General features: G+C 69.9%; 21 protein-coding genes. 6 read left to right on the forward strand and 15 right to left on the reverse strand.

Annotation, left to right across the window (positions count from 1 at the left end; genetic code table 11):
- Positions 1-52: 52 nt before the first annotated feature.
- Entirely contained in the window at positions 53-913 is an 861-nt protein-coding gene (locus tag C6N31_RS13080) for an ABC transporter permease (protein WP_198357565.1), read from the reverse strand.
- On the reverse strand, positions 910-1,821 hold the full coding sequence (locus tag C6N31_RS13085; protein ID WP_198357566.1) for an ABC transporter ATP-binding protein: 912 nt from the start codon (positions 1,819-1,821) through the stop codon (positions 910-912). Before C6N31_RS13085 ends, C6N31_RS13080 begins: the two co-directional genes overlap by 4 nt.
- A gap of 134 nt (positions 1,822-1,955) precedes the next feature.
- On the opposite strand from C6N31_RS13085, the gene C6N31_RS13090 reads away from it, so the two are divergent.
- Both C6N31_RS13090 and C6N31_RS13095 read left to right on the forward strand, forming a co-directional pair.
- Positions 1,956-3,140, forward strand: coding sequence for a sensor histidine kinase (locus C6N31_RS13090; RefSeq protein ID WP_138354400.1), 1,185 nt, complete (start codon positions 1,956-1,958; stop codon positions 3,138-3,140).
- Positions 3,137-3,796, forward strand: coding sequence for a response regulator (locus C6N31_RS13095; protein WP_138354401.1), 660 nt, complete (start codon positions 3,137-3,139; stop codon positions 3,794-3,796). The genes C6N31_RS13090 and C6N31_RS13095 overlap by 4 nt, the downstream gene beginning before the upstream one ends.
- Positions 3,797-3,830: 34 nt before the next feature.
- On the opposite strand, the gene C6N31_RS13100 is transcribed toward C6N31_RS13095, so the two are convergent.
- The 3 genes from C6N31_RS13100 to C6N31_RS13110 all read right to left on the reverse strand — a co-directional run bounded on the left by C6N31_RS13100 (position 3,831) and on the right by C6N31_RS13110 (position 5,780).
- Positions 3,831-4,424 (reverse strand): TIGR03086 family metal-binding protein, encoded by a 594-nt coding sequence (locus tag C6N31_RS13100; protein ID WP_138354402.1) that lies wholly within the window; start codon positions 4,422-4,424, stop codon positions 3,831-3,833.
- A 164-nt stretch (positions 4,425-4,588) separates the two neighbouring features.
- Complete coding sequence (locus tag C6N31_RS13105) at positions 4,589-5,107, reverse strand: hypothetical protein (RefSeq protein ID WP_138354403.1); 519 nt, start codon at positions 5,105-5,107, stop codon at positions 4,589-4,591.
- Between the two features lie 232 nt (positions 5,108-5,339).
- Positions 5,340-5,780, reverse strand: a complete 441-nt coding sequence (locus tag C6N31_RS13110; protein WP_138354404.1) for an SPW repeat protein — start codon at positions 5,778-5,780, stop codon at positions 5,340-5,342.
- Positions 5,781-6,025: 245 nt separating this feature from the next.
- Here C6N31_RS13110 and C6N31_RS13115 point away from each other — a divergent pair, with 245 nt between their 5' ends.
- From C6N31_RS13115 to C6N31_RS13125, 3 genes are all read left to right on the forward strand, one after another.
- A complete protein-coding gene (locus C6N31_RS13115; protein ID WP_198357567.1) occupies positions 6,026-6,673 on the forward strand; it encodes a TetR/AcrR family transcriptional regulator in 648 nt (215 codons plus the stop codon).
- Between the two features lie 91 nt (positions 6,674-6,764).
- Positions 6,765-6,986 carry a hypothetical protein gene (locus C6N31_RS13120; protein ID WP_198357568.1) on the forward strand — a complete coding sequence of 74 codons (222 nt, stop codon included), beginning with the start codon at positions 6,765-6,767 and terminating at the stop codon, positions 6,984-6,986.
- A 78-nt stretch (positions 6,987-7,064) separates the two neighbouring features.
- Positions 7,065-7,295: a hypothetical protein gene (locus C6N31_RS13125; protein ID WP_198357569.1), complete on the forward strand. Its 231-nt coding sequence runs from the start codon at positions 7,065-7,067 to the stop codon at positions 7,293-7,295.
- Between the two features lie 91 nt (positions 7,296-7,386).
- On the opposite strand, the gene C6N31_RS13130 is transcribed toward C6N31_RS13125, so the two are convergent.
- Positions 7,387-7,797, reverse strand: coding sequence for a rodlin (locus C6N31_RS13130; RefSeq protein ID WP_138354407.1), 411 nt, complete (start codon positions 7,795-7,797; stop codon positions 7,387-7,389).
- A 168-nt stretch (positions 7,798-7,965) separates the two neighbouring features.
- On the reverse strand, positions 7,966-8,310 hold the full coding sequence (locus C6N31_RS13135) for a luciferase domain-containing protein (RefSeq protein WP_164293953.1): 345 nt from the start codon (positions 8,308-8,310) through the stop codon (positions 7,966-7,968).
- A 386-nt stretch (positions 8,311-8,696) separates the two neighbouring features.
- Here C6N31_RS13135 and C6N31_RS13140 point away from each other — a divergent pair, with 386 nt between their 5' ends.
- Positions 8,697-9,800: a hypothetical protein gene (locus tag C6N31_RS13140; RefSeq protein ID WP_187145153.1), complete on the forward strand. Its 1,104-nt coding sequence runs from the start codon at positions 8,697-8,699 to the stop codon at positions 9,798-9,800.
- A gap of 266 nt (positions 9,801-10,066) precedes the next feature.
- On the opposite strand, the gene C6N31_RS13145 is transcribed toward C6N31_RS13140, so the two are convergent.
- The 8 genes from C6N31_RS13145 to C6N31_RS13180 form a co-directional block, all read right to left on the reverse strand.
- Positions 10,067-10,396 carry a thioredoxin family protein gene (locus C6N31_RS13145; RefSeq protein WP_138354410.1) on the reverse strand — a complete coding sequence of 110 codons (330 nt, stop codon included), beginning with the start codon at positions 10,394-10,396 and terminating at the stop codon, positions 10,067-10,069.
- Positions 10,397-10,484: 88 nt separating this feature from the next.
- A complete protein-coding gene (locus C6N31_RS13150; RefSeq protein WP_138354411.1) occupies positions 10,485-11,633 on the reverse strand; it encodes a hypothetical protein in 1,149 nt (382 codons plus the stop codon).
- Positions 11,630-12,439 (reverse strand): PP2C family serine/threonine-protein phosphatase, encoded by an 810-nt coding sequence (locus tag C6N31_RS13155; protein WP_138354412.1) that lies wholly within the window; start codon positions 12,437-12,439, stop codon positions 11,630-11,632. Before C6N31_RS13155 ends, C6N31_RS13150 begins: the two co-directional genes overlap by 4 nt.
- 56 nt (positions 12,440-12,495) lie before the next feature.
- Positions 12,496-13,287: a vWA domain-containing protein gene (locus C6N31_RS13160; protein ID WP_232485110.1), complete on the reverse strand. Its 792-nt coding sequence runs from the start codon at positions 13,285-13,287 to the stop codon at positions 12,496-12,498.
- A complete protein-coding gene (locus C6N31_RS45130) occupies positions 13,277-14,059 on the reverse strand; it encodes a hypothetical protein (protein WP_198357570.1) in 783 nt (260 codons plus the stop codon). Before C6N31_RS45130 ends, C6N31_RS13160 begins: the two co-directional genes overlap by 11 nt.
- Before the next feature lie 34 nt (positions 14,060-14,093).
- Positions 14,094-14,549: a hypothetical protein gene (locus C6N31_RS13170; protein WP_244809647.1), complete on the reverse strand. Its 456-nt coding sequence runs from the start codon at positions 14,547-14,549 to the stop codon at positions 14,094-14,096.
- A complete protein-coding gene (locus tag C6N31_RS13175; protein ID WP_232485111.1) occupies positions 14,536-15,492 on the reverse strand; it encodes a serine/threonine-protein kinase in 957 nt (318 codons plus the stop codon). Before C6N31_RS13175 ends, C6N31_RS13170 begins: the two co-directional genes overlap by 14 nt.
- Positions 15,493-15,913: 421 nt before the next feature.
- Complete coding sequence (locus C6N31_RS13180; protein ID WP_138354414.1) at positions 15,914-16,147, reverse strand: hypothetical protein; 234 nt, start codon at positions 16,145-16,147, stop codon at positions 15,914-15,916.
- Positions 16,148-16,210: the final 63 nt, after the last annotated feature.

A 16,210-nucleotide genomic window follows, 5' to 3' on the forward strand; every position in this document is an offset into this window, starting at 1 on the left:
GATCGATCCGTAAATGAACCGGCGAGGACAACGGGCCCGATGCGCCCGGGGCTCACACGTCCCGGCGCCGCACGACAACGATGGCGACGACCACCGACACCAACGCCCAGCAGCCGAGGGCGATCCAGGACCCGGTGATCGTTGCCGGGTACTTACCCGGGTCGAAGTACGGGTTGTCCGGGTTCTCCTTCAGCCGGTCCACCGCGGCGATGGGCAGGTAGTGGCCGATCTCCTTGAGGAGCTTGTACCGGTCACCGCCGAACATCAGGGGAGCGATGAACAGCAGGGACACCAGGCCGACGATCGTGGCCGTGGCGTGCCGGATGACGGCGGCGAAGGCGATGCCGATGAGGGCCGACACCGGGACGATCAGCGCGTACGCCGTGACGGCGCGCAGACAGCCGGGGTCGTTGATCGAGAGGCCGACATGGCGTGAGGCCAGCATGGCGTTGGTGCCGAAGAAGGACGCCGTCGAGATGATCACGCCCATGACGAGGGTGACCGCGGTGACGACGACCACCTTGGCCGCCACCACCGCTCGCCGGTCGGGTACGGCGGCGAACGTCGTACGGACCATTCCGGTGGCGTACTCGCCGAAGATCGAGATGGCGCCGACGCTGGCCGCCGCGAGCATCATGAGGTAGACGGCGATGCTGTTGAGACCGTGGAAGAGCGGGTCGTACCGGTACGGGGGCATCCCCGGCCTCGCGGACTGGTCGATGTAGGTCAGGTCGGTGTGGACGGCGTTGAGATTGACCGCGATGGCGACCAACGCGCTGACCACCAGCACCCAGTAGGTCGACCGGAGCGACCGCATTTTGATCCACTCGGCCGCGAGCAGGTCCACGAACCGCACCGCGGGATCGGTCATTCGCGCCGGCGGCGTTACGGCGGTCGAGGTCATCGTGCTCATCGGGGATCTCCTGCGAGGTATTCAACGCTGTCGGCGGTGAGTTCCATGAACGCGGTCTCCAGCGAAGAGGTCTGGGTCGCGAGTTCGTGCAGCATGATGCGGTGCAGGTGGGCGAGTTCGCCGATCCGGGCCGCACTCAGTCCGGCCACCCGCCCCACCGTGCCGCTCTCATGACGCACCGACGCACCCTCGGCGGTCAGTACGGTTGCCAGCGCGTCGAGTTCGGGCGTCTGCACGGTCACGCCCGTGCCGGTGCTGCGGGCCGAGAAGTCCTCCAGGCTCTGGTCGGCGATGAGCCGGCCCTGACCGATCACGATCAGATGATCGGCGGTGTGCTCCATCTCGCCCATCATGTGGCTGGAGACGAACACGGTGCGGCCCTCGGACGCCAGCCGTCGGAACAGGCCGCGCACCCACAGCACGCCTTCCGGGTCCAGGCCGTTGAGCGGTTCGTCGAACAGCAGCACCGGAGGATCACCGAGCAGAGCGCCCGCGATGCCCAGCCGCTGCTTCATCCCGAGGGAGAACCCGCCGATGCGGCGCCGCGCCGCCTTGGCCAGCCCGACCTCCGCCAGGACATCGTCCACGCGGTGCAGCGGGATGCGGTTGCTGCGCGCCAGGGCGGACAGATGCGCCGCGGCGCTGCGCCCGCCGTGCACGTCCTGCGCGTCCAGCAGCGCGCCGACATGGCGCAGTCCGCGCGGCCGGTCCGCGAACGGGACCCCGTCGACGGTGACGGACCCGCCGGTCGGGGTGTTCAGTCCCAGGATCATCCGCAGAGTGGTGGACTTGCCCGCACCGTTCGGGCCGAGGAATCCGGTCACCTGTCCAGGTCGCACGGTGAAGGTCAGGGTTTCGACGGCGAGGGTGTCGCCGTAGCTCTTGGTCAGTCGGTCGGCTTCAATCACGATGCCAACGGTGCCGGTCCGGCAACCGGTGCCGCATCGGGCCGGCGGCCACCTTCCGCAAGTGCCGAGGTGGCCCCGGGGACTACATCCACGGGCCAATGCGCAGGTGGAGGCCGGTGACCTACGATCGGGCCATGACCGTCACCCACCGTCCTCCATTGCTGAAGCGCTTGCCCATGGGCGTGTGGGTCGGCGCCTTCTGGTCGACGCTCATCCTTGTGCGCTCCTTCCAACGGCCGGACGAGTTCCGTCATCTGACCGAACTCGACGGCAACATCGAGGGTGGCCCGCTGCTCATCGTCGCGGTCGTCACCACCTTCGGCGCCCTGCTGCTGTTCCGCGCGCCGCTGGCGTCACTCGGCCTGGCGCTCGCGGGCGTCGTCGTCGCCCTCGGATCGCGTGTGGTGGAGGCGCCGATCGTGGTCTTCCTGCTGGCCGACGGAGTGGTGGGCTACATCGCGGCCACCCGCTCGCGCCGGATCTCGATCCTCGCCGCCATGCTGCCGGTCGTTCTGGTGACGGCTTTCACGGTCACCCGGCTGATACGCGAAGGGGACGCCGGGATCGCGGCGGAGGCCGCCGTCGCGTCGACCGCGGTCATCGCCTGGCTGATCGGCAACACGATCCACCAGAGCCGCGCCTACACCGAGACGCTGCGCTCCCGGGCCACTCAACAGGCGGTCACCGCCGAGCGGCTGCGGATCGCCCGCGAACTGCACGACATGGTCGCGCACAGCATCGGCATCATCGCCATCCAGGCGGGTGTGGCCAGCCGCGTCATGGACAGTCAGCCCGACGAGACCCGCAAAGCACTCGACGCCATCGAGGCCACCAGCCGCGAGACCCTGTCCGGGCTCCGGCGGACGCTGCGCGCGCTGCGCCAGTCGGATGCGGACTCGGCGCCCCTCGACCCGGCGCCGGGACTGGCCGACGTCGGACAACTGGTCGCGAAGACCAGGGAAGCCGGTGTGCGCGTCGACGTCCGGTGGCGCGGCGAACGCAGACCCGTGCCCGCCGACATCGACCTCTCCGCCTTCCGCATCATCCAGGAGGCGGTCACCAACGTCGTGCGGCACTCCGGCACCCGGGACTGCAGCGTGAGCGTCGACTACCGGGACGAGGAGTTGTCCATCGAGGTCGTCGACCTCGGCTGCGGCGGCGAGGGGGGAGCGGGGTACGGCATCGTCGGTATGCGCGAGCGGGTCAGCCTGTTGCACGGCGAATTCAGCGCCGGCCCGCGGCCCGAAGGCGGCTTCCGCGTCGCCGCACGGCTCCCGGTGCCCGCCGGGGCCGGGATGGCCGGGGTGACCGCCCGATGATCCGCGTCATCCTCACCGACGACCAGCCCCTGGTCCGCACCGGCCTGCGCGTCCTGATCGCCGACACCCCCGACATCGAAGTCGTGGGGGAGGCCGCGAACGGCGCCGAGGCGGTGTCCCTGGCCACGGAACTGCGCCCCGACGTCGCCGTCATGGACATCCGCATGCCCGTGCTGGACGGCATCGGAGCCGCGCGACTCATCACCGAGGACCCGCAGTTGCCGACGCGCGTCCTCGTCCTCACCACGTTCGACGACGACGAGTACGTCTACGCCGCGCTGCGCGCCGGAGCGAGCGGATTCCTCGTCAAGGACATGCCGCTGGAGTCCATTCTCGACGGGATCCGAGTCGTCGGCGCCGGTGACGCCCTGATCGCCCCCAGTGTCACCCGCCGCCTCATCGCGGAGTTCGCCGGCCGCCCCGAGCCCACCACCCCGCACCCCGCCCCGGTGGACGGCGTCACCAACCGCGAGCGCGAGGTCCTGACACTCGTGGGCCGCGGTCTGTCCAACACCGAGATCGCCGAGGAACTCGTCATCAGCGTCTCCACCGCAAAGGCCCACGTCGCCCGCCTGTTCACCAAACTCGCCGCCCGCGACCGCGTCCACCTCGTCATCATCGCGTACGAACTCGGCCTCGTATCCCCGCCCCGCTGACGCCTACTGCCAGGGCTTCCCGCCTTTCCCTGTATCAGGCGGCGGCCCATGCCGGGTCGCGTCCGGTGAGCGCGACGATGCGGTCGAGGAGCGGGGCGTCGGAGGGGATGGCGACGGCGGGGCCGAAGATGCCCTGGCGGGCGGGGGACTGTCCCGGGGCGGCCAGGGGCTCCACGAACTCGCGGCAGCCTTCGAGCGTTTGGACGTCGGCGGAGAACGGCTGCCCGGTGGCGCGGGCGATGTCCCAGCCGTGGATGGTCAGTTCGTTGAGGCCCACCCTGCCGATCATGCCGGCGGGCATCGTGACACCGCCGACCTCCGTCATCCCCTCCCAGGCGGCCGGATCGCGCCAGGCCTCGGCGAGGGTGGTGAGCTGCTCGGGGATGCGGGTGCGCCAGTCCGCGCCGAGCCGGGAGGCGTCGGGGGAGGGCGGTTGGGAACCCTCGCTGAGCGGCGTTTTCCGGGCGGCGATGAGGAAGGCGTGGGAGAGGCCGTCGACATGGTCGAGGAGGTCGCCGAGGGTGTACTTGGCACACGGTGTCGGCGCGGTGAGCTGTTCGTCGGGGATGGCGCTCAGCAGGTCCGCCAGTCGCTGGGCCGCGGGACCGAGGTCGAGCATCGCTGTCATGGGAGTGACTCCTTCGGCGCGTGTTCGCAGTATGCGTGGCAACGAAGGGGTAGACGGCATGGCGCCGCGGAACTCATCGGTCGCGCCGATGGTCGCGCCGATATTGTTTCGCGCGGCAGCCTGGAGGCCCCCGGACGGCCGCGTCCGACCTGGTGGAGCCCGGCCTAGTGGAGACTGCGCTGCATCCACGGCACGAGGTCGCGCTCCTCGTGCAGGAGGTACTGGTCGATCTCGCCGAGCACGAGCTGCGTGGTGAGCGTCATGCCCTCGACGGCCACCTTGCCGGCGATGACGTCGTCCAGACGGCTCAGCAGCTGAGCACCGTCCTCGCGATCGCGCACCACCGCCACGGAGGCCTTGTCGTGCCGCTCCAGAAGCGGGTGGACCGTCGCTTGTTTCGCCGCGTAGTGCGCCCGGAACGCCTCCCGGAACGCGGGCAGGCCCTCCGGTGCGCCCGTGGGAACCCTGTGCAGGTCCTGCAGGGTGGCCCGCAGGGCGCGGCTGCGGGCGATGAGAGCGTCCGTCGCGACGGTGTGAATCTCGTGCGCCTGCGCCTCGTCGTGCCGGCGCTTCTCGGCGTTGGCGTTGAATTCCGCCCCGTGCTGGTTGATCTCGTGCGGACCCTGGGGGTGGTCCTGCGACGGGCGGTTCTGCGACGCGTGGTCCTGATCCGAAGCGGTCATGGTGGGCGACACCTCCTGGTTGCATCCACTCACGCTGTCCTGGTACCCGCAATCCAGGAGCGGACGCCGCCGCGGACGCCACGTCCCCACGAATGGACGCCCGGCCGGGGCCGGGCGTGTCCAGGGTGATCGGGCCGGCTTCCGCCGCGCGCACGGATGGCCGTCCCCGGCATTCGCCGGCCCCTCCAGGACGACCATCAGTACTTTGTCCGCGTCGGATGTGGTCCCGGCGTCAGGACTCTCTCTTGTTCCTCATCATCATTCCTGCCGCCGCGAGGCCGAGCAGGCAGATGACGGCGCCGGTGATGATGTTGTTCCACATCGCGCCGGTCTCGGGGTGACGGATGACCACCCACGGGGAGACGATCAGCCAGACGCCGATCGCCGCGCACGCCAAACTCATGCCCTGCATGCGATCCGGGGCCATGGTCAGACACAGCGCCAACACGGCGACCGCGATGCCCATGATCAGGTTGTTCTGTGCCAACTGCGGGGACGTGGGCGCGAAGTGCACCGTCCAGGGCGAGATGGCGGCGTACAGCCCGGCCAGGAGCAGCAGTCCGTCGACTCCTACGATCCCCCGGCCTCCGAGCACGCGGGCGTAGCGATCACGCATTTCCGATACGTCCGGATGTGCTGCGATATCCCCCGGGCGGTGTGACACGTCGGCCATACGACTCGCCTCCTTCGGCTTATGCAAGTCTGACCGCGTTTGCGGTATCTACCGCGAGTCCATTGTGCGCCTAAGTTGCCGTTATGTGTAGGTTCTGCCGTGCCGTGCTGGCGGCCTCCGCCGGACGGGGTGTCCGACACGATGTTGGACACCATGTCCGACCGCCATTAACTTAGGAAATGTCCGATCTGGAGGGAGTGTGATTCGGAAACGCACCTCACCGGAAGGACCGGAAGGAGGAAGGAATGGCCTCGATCACCCGTCCCCGTTCGCAGCAGTCCCAGCGGCGCGCCGGCACCGAGCACGTGGTGTTCGCCGCGGTGCAGCGCCTCCTCGACGCGGGGGAGTGCTTCACCGAACTGGGTGTTCGGCGCATCGCCAGCGAAGCGGGGATCGCGCGCTCCACCTTCTATCTCTGCTTCCAGGACAAGACCGAGGTCCTGATCCGGCTGACCGCCACGATGAAGGACGAACTCTTCAGCAGGGGCGCGGCCTGGCGCCCCACCGGTCCGGGCGGCGGACCCGAGGCGCTGGCCGCCGTCTACGCGGGCCGGCTCGCGTACTGCCGGGAGCGGGCGCCACTGCTGGCCGCCGTCGCGGAGGTCGCCGCGTACGATCCGGTCGTTCGCGAGGCCAGGGCGCAGGAGATCGAGCGCTTCGCGCACCACATCGCGTCGCTGCTGGAGGAGGAGCAACGCGAGGGCCGGCTCTCCGCGGACGTCGACCCGGTGACCGCCGGACAGGTGCTCGCCTGGGGCGGGGAGCAGGTCATCGCCCGTCAGGTGACGACCGGCGGCGCGGAGGACGACGCCAAGGTCGCCCGCGAGATGGCGTACGGCCAATGGTTCGGCACCTACCGCCGCCGGCCTGGCCCTGACGGGACGCCGACCTGAGCCTGGCACCGAAGTGATCATCCCTGCGATGCTGATGCCCCGGACCGGCTGGAGGGGTGTTCGTCCTGATACCAAGCACGACGGGGAGCCGATGAGCACGCGGTCGGCACGTCCGCCCAAGGCCTTCGGCTATCTGACCGTCATGTCCGTCGTCATGATCGTCGTGGGGCTGGGCGGATTCATCATCACCCTGGTGTTCACCATCCCCGGTCACGCCAAGGTGACATCGTCCCTGAAAAGTCGCGGAGTTGAGGCTCAGGGCACGGTGACGAGGTGCCAGCAGGGCACCACCGACGAGAACGGTGCAGAGTAACCCGTCACCTGCTGGGTACGGTTCACCCCGCCCGGCGGGCACTCCGTCGAATCGTCACTCGCCTTCAAGACGGAGCGAGTGGGCGACGGCACGGCCATGGCGATCGTGTACGACCCGGAGGACACGGCCGTCGTCGCCCGCCCCTCGGACCTCGGCTACTGGAACTCACTCGTCCGGAATTCGTTGGACGTGGTTCTGCTGGCCATCTCCGCCGTCATGGTCCCCCTCGCAATCGCGGGGCTCCTTCTGCGGCGCTTCCTCTCGCGGTTCAGCCTGCGGCCGGTGCGGAACCTGGCGCCCCGCCCCTGAAAACGCCCCCTGAACGCCCCTGAGAAACGGCAGGGAAAACGGCACTGGCCGCCGGTGGTCACCGGCGGCCAGAACGTTCGAGCGGGGTGTGTCAGTGGTTCGCGACACCGTTGCCCGACAGGACCGGGATCTGGTCCAGGATGTGCGACAGCGGCTCGTCGCCCTTGATCTGCGACGAGTTCTCGGTGCACTGCTGGTTCTGCGGCGAGGACAGGACGTTGATGTCCTGCACGCTGATCGGGACCAGGCCGACGAGCGAACCGACGTTGGCCTTCGCCGGCAGGCCGATGCAGGGCTTGTTGAGCGAGCCCTGGATGAGGCCGAACGAGGGGCTCATGTAGCCGCTCGTGTAGGTGTTGCCGTACGACTGCTCGGAACCGTTGCCGTTGGTGGTGCTGGCGCCGCCCGAGTCGCCGATCGCCATCGCGGGCGCGGCCATCGCGGCGGTGGCGCCGACGACGGTGACAGCCACCGCGGCCGTGGCGAGGAACTTCTTGATCATCACAAGTCCTTTTTGTGCGAAATTGACCTGGTACCGGGTCTGCCTGATCAACTGTCCCGCGCGGATTTGGTTATGGGGCTTCACCCGTATGGAGGCAAACGAAAGGGGCCCCTGGGACTTGGAGTCCAAGTCCCAGGGGCGCCGGGGATCCTGCGTGCTGAGGTGTTGTCAGGCGGCGTATTGACGTTGATGGGTGCAGGGATCCGCGGCGAGTCCCGAGAGCTCTTCCTCCGCGACAGCCGGACCGGCCTGGAGCGCGGCGCTGACCAGGGTGATGAGCAGGTCGATGTCGGTGCGGCAGTCGAGCCGGACGGTCACCCAGCCGGAACCGTGGTGCACCCGCAGCGCGGTGGACTCGCTCAGCGCCGGCAGCAGTTTGGCGACCATGGTGCGGGACAGGTGCACCTCGGCTTCCTGCGCGCTGTGGAAATGGACTATCTCCTGGGCGCCTGTGCGCACGCAGTACTCACTGCCGCAACTGGCCCGGCCACCGGTGAGACCAGGCCAGCTCATCAGCTGTTCCCTGGCATGTCTGGCAGAGTTCATGGCATCAGCCTGCCGCAGATTCCCCGTCGCGCACAGAGGTTGGGGGCGCCATCCGGCCGCCGGTAGGCCGCCGTATGCAACGTCACTGGTCAGGGCCGCCGAATGCGGCCGAAATTCTTGCTGTGGTCGATGCCGTTCTGCCCTCCGGGGATGTGTGACCGGAGGGCGGCCGTGGGTTCGTCGAATGTCACGAAGGCTGACCTGTCCGGGTGAAATCTGCCCTGCATGAGGGTGTGCCTCGCCCCATGAGTGGTCCGAGTGTGCCTGCCGGTGGAACGTTGCCCGCTCGACGGCCCGTGTCGATGCGACCGTCCCGAGCCGAAGCCCATACAGCACGACAGCAAAGGTCTGGCATGCAGAAAATTCGAAGTGCCCTCGTCCTGGGTCTCACTGCCGCTGCGGCGATGGCCCCCACCGTGGCCATCGCCGTACCCCTGGTCACCGACTCCGGCTCCTCCCATCACCGCAGCGTGCTCCCCCGTTCCGGCCACGGCGACACCTCCTGGACCGACTGGTACGGGTGGAGCGACTGGAACCTCTGGAAGGACTGCGGCCACGGTCCGTGCGGGCCCACCGGTCACGCCGGTGACACTCACAAGGAGGAGCACGCGAAGGGCGGCTACGGCAGCGATTCCGGTGGCAGCACCGGGGGCTCCAGCTCGGGCGGCTACGGCAGCACCTCGGGCGGTTCCAGCGGCGGTTCGTCGGGCGGTTCCGGCGGGTCCTCCGGCGGCCACAGCACCGGTGGTTCGACGACCGGCGGTTACGGCAGCACCACGGGCGGTTCGTCCGGCGGTTCGTCCGGCGGGTCCAGCGGCGGATCCTCGGGTGGCACCCATGGCGGGACCACCGGCGGGACGCACGGTGGAACGACCGGCGGCTCCACGTCCTCGGGCGGTAGCAGTTCGGGTGGCACCAGCGGTGGGTCCTACGGCGGGACGACCGGTGGCAGCACGTCCACGGGCGGTTCCACCGGCGGTACCCACGGTGGGACGACCGGCGGCACCCATGGCGGAACGACCGGCGGAACGCACGGTGGCACCACGTCCTCGGGTGGTTCCTCGTCGTCCGGTGGCTCGTCGTCCTCCGGCGGCACTTCGTCCTCGGGCGGCACTTCGTCGTCCGGTGGCACTTCGTCGTCCGGCGGCACCTCGTCCTCGGGTGGTTCCTCGTCCTCCGGCGGCTCGTCGTCCTCCGGCGGTTCCTCCTCTTCGGGCGGCACCAGCACGACCGGTGGCAGCACGTCCACGGGCGGTACCTCTGGTGGCACTCACGGTGGAACGACCGGTGGCAGCCACGGTGGAACGACCGGCGGCAGCCATGGTGGGACGACCGGCGGGCTCGCCGAAACGGGTCTGGGTGGCAACGAGCTGGGGCTGGAGATCGCCGCGGCAGCCAGCCTGGTCGCCGGTGGTGTCTTCGTGGTGGCAACCCGCCGCCAGCGCCGTCAGCAGTAGCCGGCCGTTGTCCAACGGCGTCGCGTGAGCGGCGCCAGGGAGACCGTCGGATCCCCGGATCCCGTCCGCCCGGATGCGCTGAGCGCTCCGGGCGGACGGGCCGAACCTCCCGACCTCCCGCAAGAGATCAGCTGACGAATCAGCCGGCGCATCAGCCGGTGAGGTCGACCGGCACTGTCAGAAGATGCGTGCCGTTTCGTTGCCGGAGTGTCCGGCGGTGGACCCGGTGCTTCCCGTCCGGTCAGAACGGCCCGGCCGTGGGGCGCTCAGAGGTGCGCGTCCAGGAACGCCGTGAGCTGCTCGCGGGTCATCGGTCCGGTCCCGGTCGCCGTCACCTCTCCTTGGACGAGCAGGAGAAAGGTGGGTGCGCCGGTCACGCCGTAGCGCTTGGTGGCCGCGGGGCAGCGGGTGATGTCGGTCTTCACGGTGGTGAGACGGTCCCCGTACGCGCCGGCCAGTTCGCGCACGATGGGGTCCATCTCCTTGCACGCCTCCGACCAGATCCCCCAGAAGTAGGCGAGCACCGGTCCGTCGGCCCTCGCGAGGATGAAGTCGAACTCCTCGTTCTCCATCGGTTGGTGGACCCGGCTGGCCATCGACTCTCCTTGTATTGCGATCGGTACGGCAGCGATCGTCCCGGCCCGCTCCCGCGGGCTCGCTGCTGTGCCACATCACATCACGAGGTCAGTTGGCCAGCGCTCCCAGCAGGATCAGGAGGACGATCAGCGCCGCCACGATGATCATGGAGTTGCGGAGGGCGTGCGACTCCTTGGGAATCGCCGGCGGCGGTGGAGGCGGCAGAACGACGTTGAAGTCGTCCTGGCCGGTACGCCCCGCGCGCTCGCACCAGGGGCAGGCGTGCAGATGCGAGCTGTAGGTGTGGCGGGGCCGGACGGGGCAGCTCTGGACCCGGCCGCGTTCGTGGTCCAGCGCCCGCAGCCAGTCCTCGGCGGAGGGACGGGCCTGCGGGTTCGACACGCCGGGGCCGAAGGCGGCGCGGGCGAGGTTCAGCAGGGTCGGCGGCAGGACGGCCGGGTCGATGACCCCGCGCGGGACGATGATCCGCTCCGGCTGGACCACGTACGAGCAGCTGGCGGCGATGTTGTCCTTGACGGTCGACTGCGAGTCGCTGTCGTGCGGCACACCCCCGAAGGGATGGTTCCCCACCGTCAGCAACTGGTAGACGAGCACGGCGAGCGCGAAGTCGTCGCTGGCCGGAGTGGCCGGCCCGCCCTTCTGCCGCTCCGGGGCGCAGTAGTCCGCGGTCTGCATCAGGCAGGGGAAGTACTCCTGGGTGGCGGGATCGGTGAAGGCGATGGAGTCGCAGTCCAGGAACGTGACGAAGCCGTTCGCGTCGACCACGACGTTGTTGCTGGAGAAGTCTCCGACGACCAGGCCCTCGTGGTGCATCCGGGCGGTCATGAAGGCCAGGTTCCAGCTGACGCCCAGCAGGAATCGCCAGTCCACCCGCTCGGGGAACAGCCGCAGCCGCTGCGCGCGGGTGAACAGCCCGACCAGGCGGATGTGCTGCGGCTCGCCGAACCGGTTCATGGCGTAGCCGAGGAAGTCTCCGCCGGGGCTGCGCGCCGGAGCCGTCGGCCAGGCCAGCTCGGACGGCTGGGCGCGGTCGGTGGGCCGGCCGCCCAGCGGGGTCATCGTCAGCATCCGGGCCAGCCGTCGTTCCTGCTCGGGCCCGGGGGTGTCCCGGTAGAGCTTGACGACGATCCCGTCGTTGCCGACCACGGTGTACACGGCGGCCTCGCCGCCGCTCTTGAGCGGCTGCTCGGAGAGTTCCACCGGCAGGCCGTTCAGCAGAATCCTGTGCCCGGTCATGGGCGCACCGCCCTCAGCAGCGTCTTGTCGTCGGCGTTGACCGCGGTCAGCTTGTCCGACCGCAGGAGTACGGCCAGCGCCTCGTCGTCCTCGTCAGGGTCGTCACCGGGGGAGTCGAGCGTCCGCAGCATCGCGGCGACGAAGGACGCCCTTGGTTGGTGCGGCTGCCCGTCCACCCAGGTCAGGGCGATCTGCGCGAGTCCGTCCGTCGACAGCAGCACACCGTCGACCTCGGGGTCGCGGACGCAGGCGGTACGCACCCACCGCTCCGCGTCCGTCGAGGTGAGGAACACGGTCTCGTTGCTGTACTCGCTGGCCGCGGCCGGCTGGGGCAGCAGATGGAACTGCGGCACACCGTCCACGGTCCCGGCCCTGAGGACGACGAAGCCGTCGCCGACGCTGAGATAGCCGATCCATCGCGGGGTGAGCACCGCCACCGTGAGCGTGGTGGCGAAGTCGTTCGACTCGTCCCCGGTGCGCCGCAGGAACTCGTCGCGGACGTCCAGGAACGCCTCGCGCAGCGCCGCGCGCACGCCGGAGGCGGTCGGGGGCAACTCGGCGGAACGCCGGGTGAAGCACTCGACGGCCAGCTGCACCGCGAGCGCCGAGCCCTCGTCGGAGCGGGCGCGGCTGCCCGCTCCGTCGGCGACCGCCAGTACCGTCACCGAATCCTCCGGCGGTCCGGAGACCGTGTACAGCCAGGAGTCCTGGCACGGGGTGCCGGTCCGCCGGTGGCGGTAGCCCTCGACGCTGACGCCGCGGACCCGCCACTGCGCGCCGGGGCCGCCGCTGCTGTCATCGTCCATGTGTCGTCTCCCAGTACCCGTCAGTACTCTTCAGGTCCCGTCGGTTCCGGTCCGGATCAGGATTCCCAGGCGGGCCGCTGGGTCTTGAACTGACTGAAGATCTTCTCGAAGACCTCGTCCCCCGCGCCCCTCTGCTCGGCGTTGGCGCTGGCCGACATCATCTGCAGCAGCTCGCGGAACGGGAATCCGTGCAGCCGGGCGTTGAACGTCGGGGCGAAGGCCCGCAGGACCTCCTCGCCCCGGTCGGTGATACCGCCGACGCCGATCGCGTAGAGCCGGAACCGCCGCGCCCGCTGCTCCTCGGTGAGGACCGGGACGACGCGCCGCCAGGCATCGGTGGGGTGCCCGGTCGCGTCCGTCGGCAGGCCGTCGGTGACCAGACAGATCTGCGGACGGTAGAACTGCAGGCCGAGCTGGCGCAGTTCGGCCTTGCGGGCAGCGACGATCTGCACCGACAGCTCCAGCGCCTCGGCCATCAACGTGACCCCGGCCGCCTTCAGCTGCGGCGGCTGGAACAGGTGTGCGGGGACGAACGGACTGACCGGGCTGTTGTACGGCAGCAGATTGGGGCCCTGCCAGGCACTCACCCCGGCGTCGCCGAAGGTCAGGACGGCGACCTCGACGCTGTAGCTGAGGCTGACGTCGTCGTGCAGTTCCCGGGTCCAGTCACGCAGCGCCTCGTTGAGGGAGGCGATGGGCGCGCCGAGCATCGAGTGCGAGGTGTCCAGACACAGGACGAGCGGGAGGCGCTGCGCGTTGTTCTCGATCTCGATGTCCGCGTACTGGTACGGCAGGGTGCTGGCCTGCTGGTTCACGCGCACGGTCATGGGGTGGGTGTTATCGCGCATGGTCTCTCCGTCGGGTGTCGGCCGGGAAGGCGAGCAGGACGTGCGGGTCGTGGGAATCGTCATGGGGGTCGGGGCGTGCCACGTCGACGGGCCCGCCCGTCCCCGGCGCGGATTCCGCGGGCTCCGACCAGACCGCGCGGAACAGACACTCGTCGATCTCGACGTGGCCCTGCGGATGGAGGTCGGTGGCGACCGTGGCGCGACGCAGGTTTCCCGGCCGCGGTGCCCGGCGGGCTCCCGGCAGGTGCGTGGGCACGGTGGGGGCGCGGGATGCCATCGGATCGGCCTCGTGGCGGGATGCCGGGGCGTCGTGGTGTGCCGGGGCGTGGGCGGAGTGGCGGCCGGTGCCCGAACGGCGGACGGCCACCGCGAGCAGGGCGAGGAGCACCCCCAGGAGGGCGGTGATGGAGCCGATGAGCAGCCAGTTGGTGTGCTCGCCGGCCGGTGTCTTCTCGCCCGGGCAGGGGCTTGTCGAGCTGGATCCCGGTTTGGTGGTGGCCGGTTTGCCGGTCGTCGGTTTGCCGCCGGGCGGCTGCTTGGCGGGCGTCGTCGTCCTGGGCGCGGTCCCGCCCGCGGACGGCGTCACACAGGTCGGTGACGTGGCCGGGCAGTGCGCCTTCGGGTCGGCGGGCTTCGCCGGGGCCGTCGTGCAGGACGCCGGTGGGTCGGCGGGTGCCGCTGCCGCCGGCACGGCGGCCGTGAGGCCGAGCAGCAGCACCGCTGTGAGGATCATGGCGATCGGACGACCGCGCTGCGCCGTGTCGGATGGCACGAGAGGCTCCCCAGCTCCTTCTACTCGCGGATTTCTACAGTTCGAAGACGCGGTGGCACCGGGTGAACATCTGGCGTGCGTGCTCGGTCCATTTGGTGGCGAGCACACCGAACTGCTGATGGTTCATCCGGCAGGTGAGGGGAAGGGTGCAGACGCCGGCGAGGCACGGGCCCGGCCCTCGAACGTCCCAGACCGAGAGCATGGGGATCAGCTGCTCGGTGTTCCAGGCATTGGACGCCGCGGCGGCCAGAGCCAGTTGGTCGGGCTTGAGGATGTGACCGTCCGTCATGAAGGCCACCAGCAGATCCCTGGTCGCCATGAAGCGCACGGTCACCGGGTGGTCCGAGCCCGCCAGGTCGAACTCCAGCGAGATCGCGGCATCGTCCTCGGTCGACCGGTAGTGGCTCCGGTCCGCCCAGGCACGCACCAACCTCCGCCAGCTGGACCCGAGCTCCATCTCGCCGGTGGGCGCGGACTCAGAATCCGCCACGGCCCACCGCCTCTGCCACCATGCGGTCGGTCAGCCCGGCATCGAGGAGGGTCTGCGCGTGGAGCAGCAGGCAGGACGGTACGGACGTCACCGATCCCCGGCTGTGGTTACGCGCGTTGAGGTCGTCGGTGCGTACCCGGATGCCCTCGGCGACGGCGGGCGGCGGCCACGAGGGGACGGGGCCCGGTTCGGGATCGGGCTCCGGCGCGTCCGGTGCCGTTTCGCGGGGGAGGACCTCGTCCAGCAGCGCGGCTAGGTCCGGCCGGTCCTGCGGGGACTTGGCCAGGCAGCGTTCCAGCAGGGGGCGGAGCCCCTCAGGGACACCGTCCAGCGCCGGCCGCTCATGGATGATCCGGTACATCACGCCGACGCCCGAGCCGAACGGCGCGACCCCGGTCGCGGCGAAGGCCAGCACCGCCCCGAGGGAGAAGACGTCGCTGGCCTGCTTCGCCACCTCGCCCCTGAACTGCTCCGGGGACATGAACGGCGGTGTGCCCATCACCGTTCCCACCTGGGTGATCGTGTTCGCGGCGGCGCCGAACAGCGAGATCCCGAAGTCGATGACCCGGGGGCCGTCCTCGGCCAGCAGGACGTTGGCAGGCTTGAGGTCGCGGTGCACGACGCCCGCGGCATGGATCGCCTGCAACGCCTCGACCAGCCCGGCAGCCATCACCCGCACCGCCGACTCGGCCAGCGGCCCGTCCGCCCGTACCGCCTCGGCGAGTGACGGACCGGGGACGTACAACGTGGCCAGCCACGGCGGATCGCCCTGGGTGTCGGCGTCGACGACGGCCGCGGTGAAGGCACCGCTGACCGCCCGCGCCGCCTCGACCTCCCGGGCGAAGCGGAGCCGGAATTCCGCGTCGGCGGCGAACTCGGGACGCACCACCTTCACGGCCAGCGCCCGGCCGCTCGCAGACCTGCCGAGGTACACCCACCCCATACCGCCCGAGGCGAGCCGACCGACAATGCGGTAAGGCCCCACCATTAGCGGATCACTTATCGGAGTCCGCACTCCGCCCCCTGTTCACGGCTTCCGTCCCTGGCTCGCCACAGGCAGTCCGCGCCCCGCCGTCGTGGTTGCTCAGAGTGTCCCGCAAAACGCATCAGGAAGTTATGGGAACCGTCGGATATTCTCGGGATCTCGCCGTGTTCGGACCGGCATTGGCGCCTGCCCGCCGATACGGGCCGTTCCAGCTCCGTCGGTCGAACACCTGACTCGGTCCCAGGCGCAATACCGGCCCCGACCGCCCCCGTGGGACGCGCAGGTCGCAACCGGGCCCGGTTCGAGCCTCATCCGGCAGCGTGCGTGGCGCCGGCCGGGAGGATCGGTCCTGGCCGGCGTTTCGCGTGGTCTCGCGTGATCAGTGGTCCTTGGTGAGGAATGCGCCGACGAACCGGCGGATCAGTTCGGCGGCGATCAGGGCCGGCAGGGTCGGTGCCGGGAAGGCGATGTCGAGGTGGATGCGGGGTGCCAGCTCGGCGCCGAGGATGGCGACGGCGAGCAGCAGGACGAGTGCTCCTCGCAGCCGGAATCCGCGGTGGGGCTGGTGGTGGTGTTCGCAGGTGGGTTGGTCAGTGTGCCTGTGTATGGGCACTCGGCGGGTACCTCCCTGGCTCGTTGCCACTCGTCGGCCCTGAATACATCGGACGGAGGGTTG

It is taken from the genome of Streptomyces fildesensis, assembly GCF_016107395.1.
Taxonomy (GTDB): domain Bacteria; phylum Actinomycetota; class Actinomycetes; order Streptomycetales; family Streptomycetaceae; genus Actinacidiphila; species Actinacidiphila fildesensis.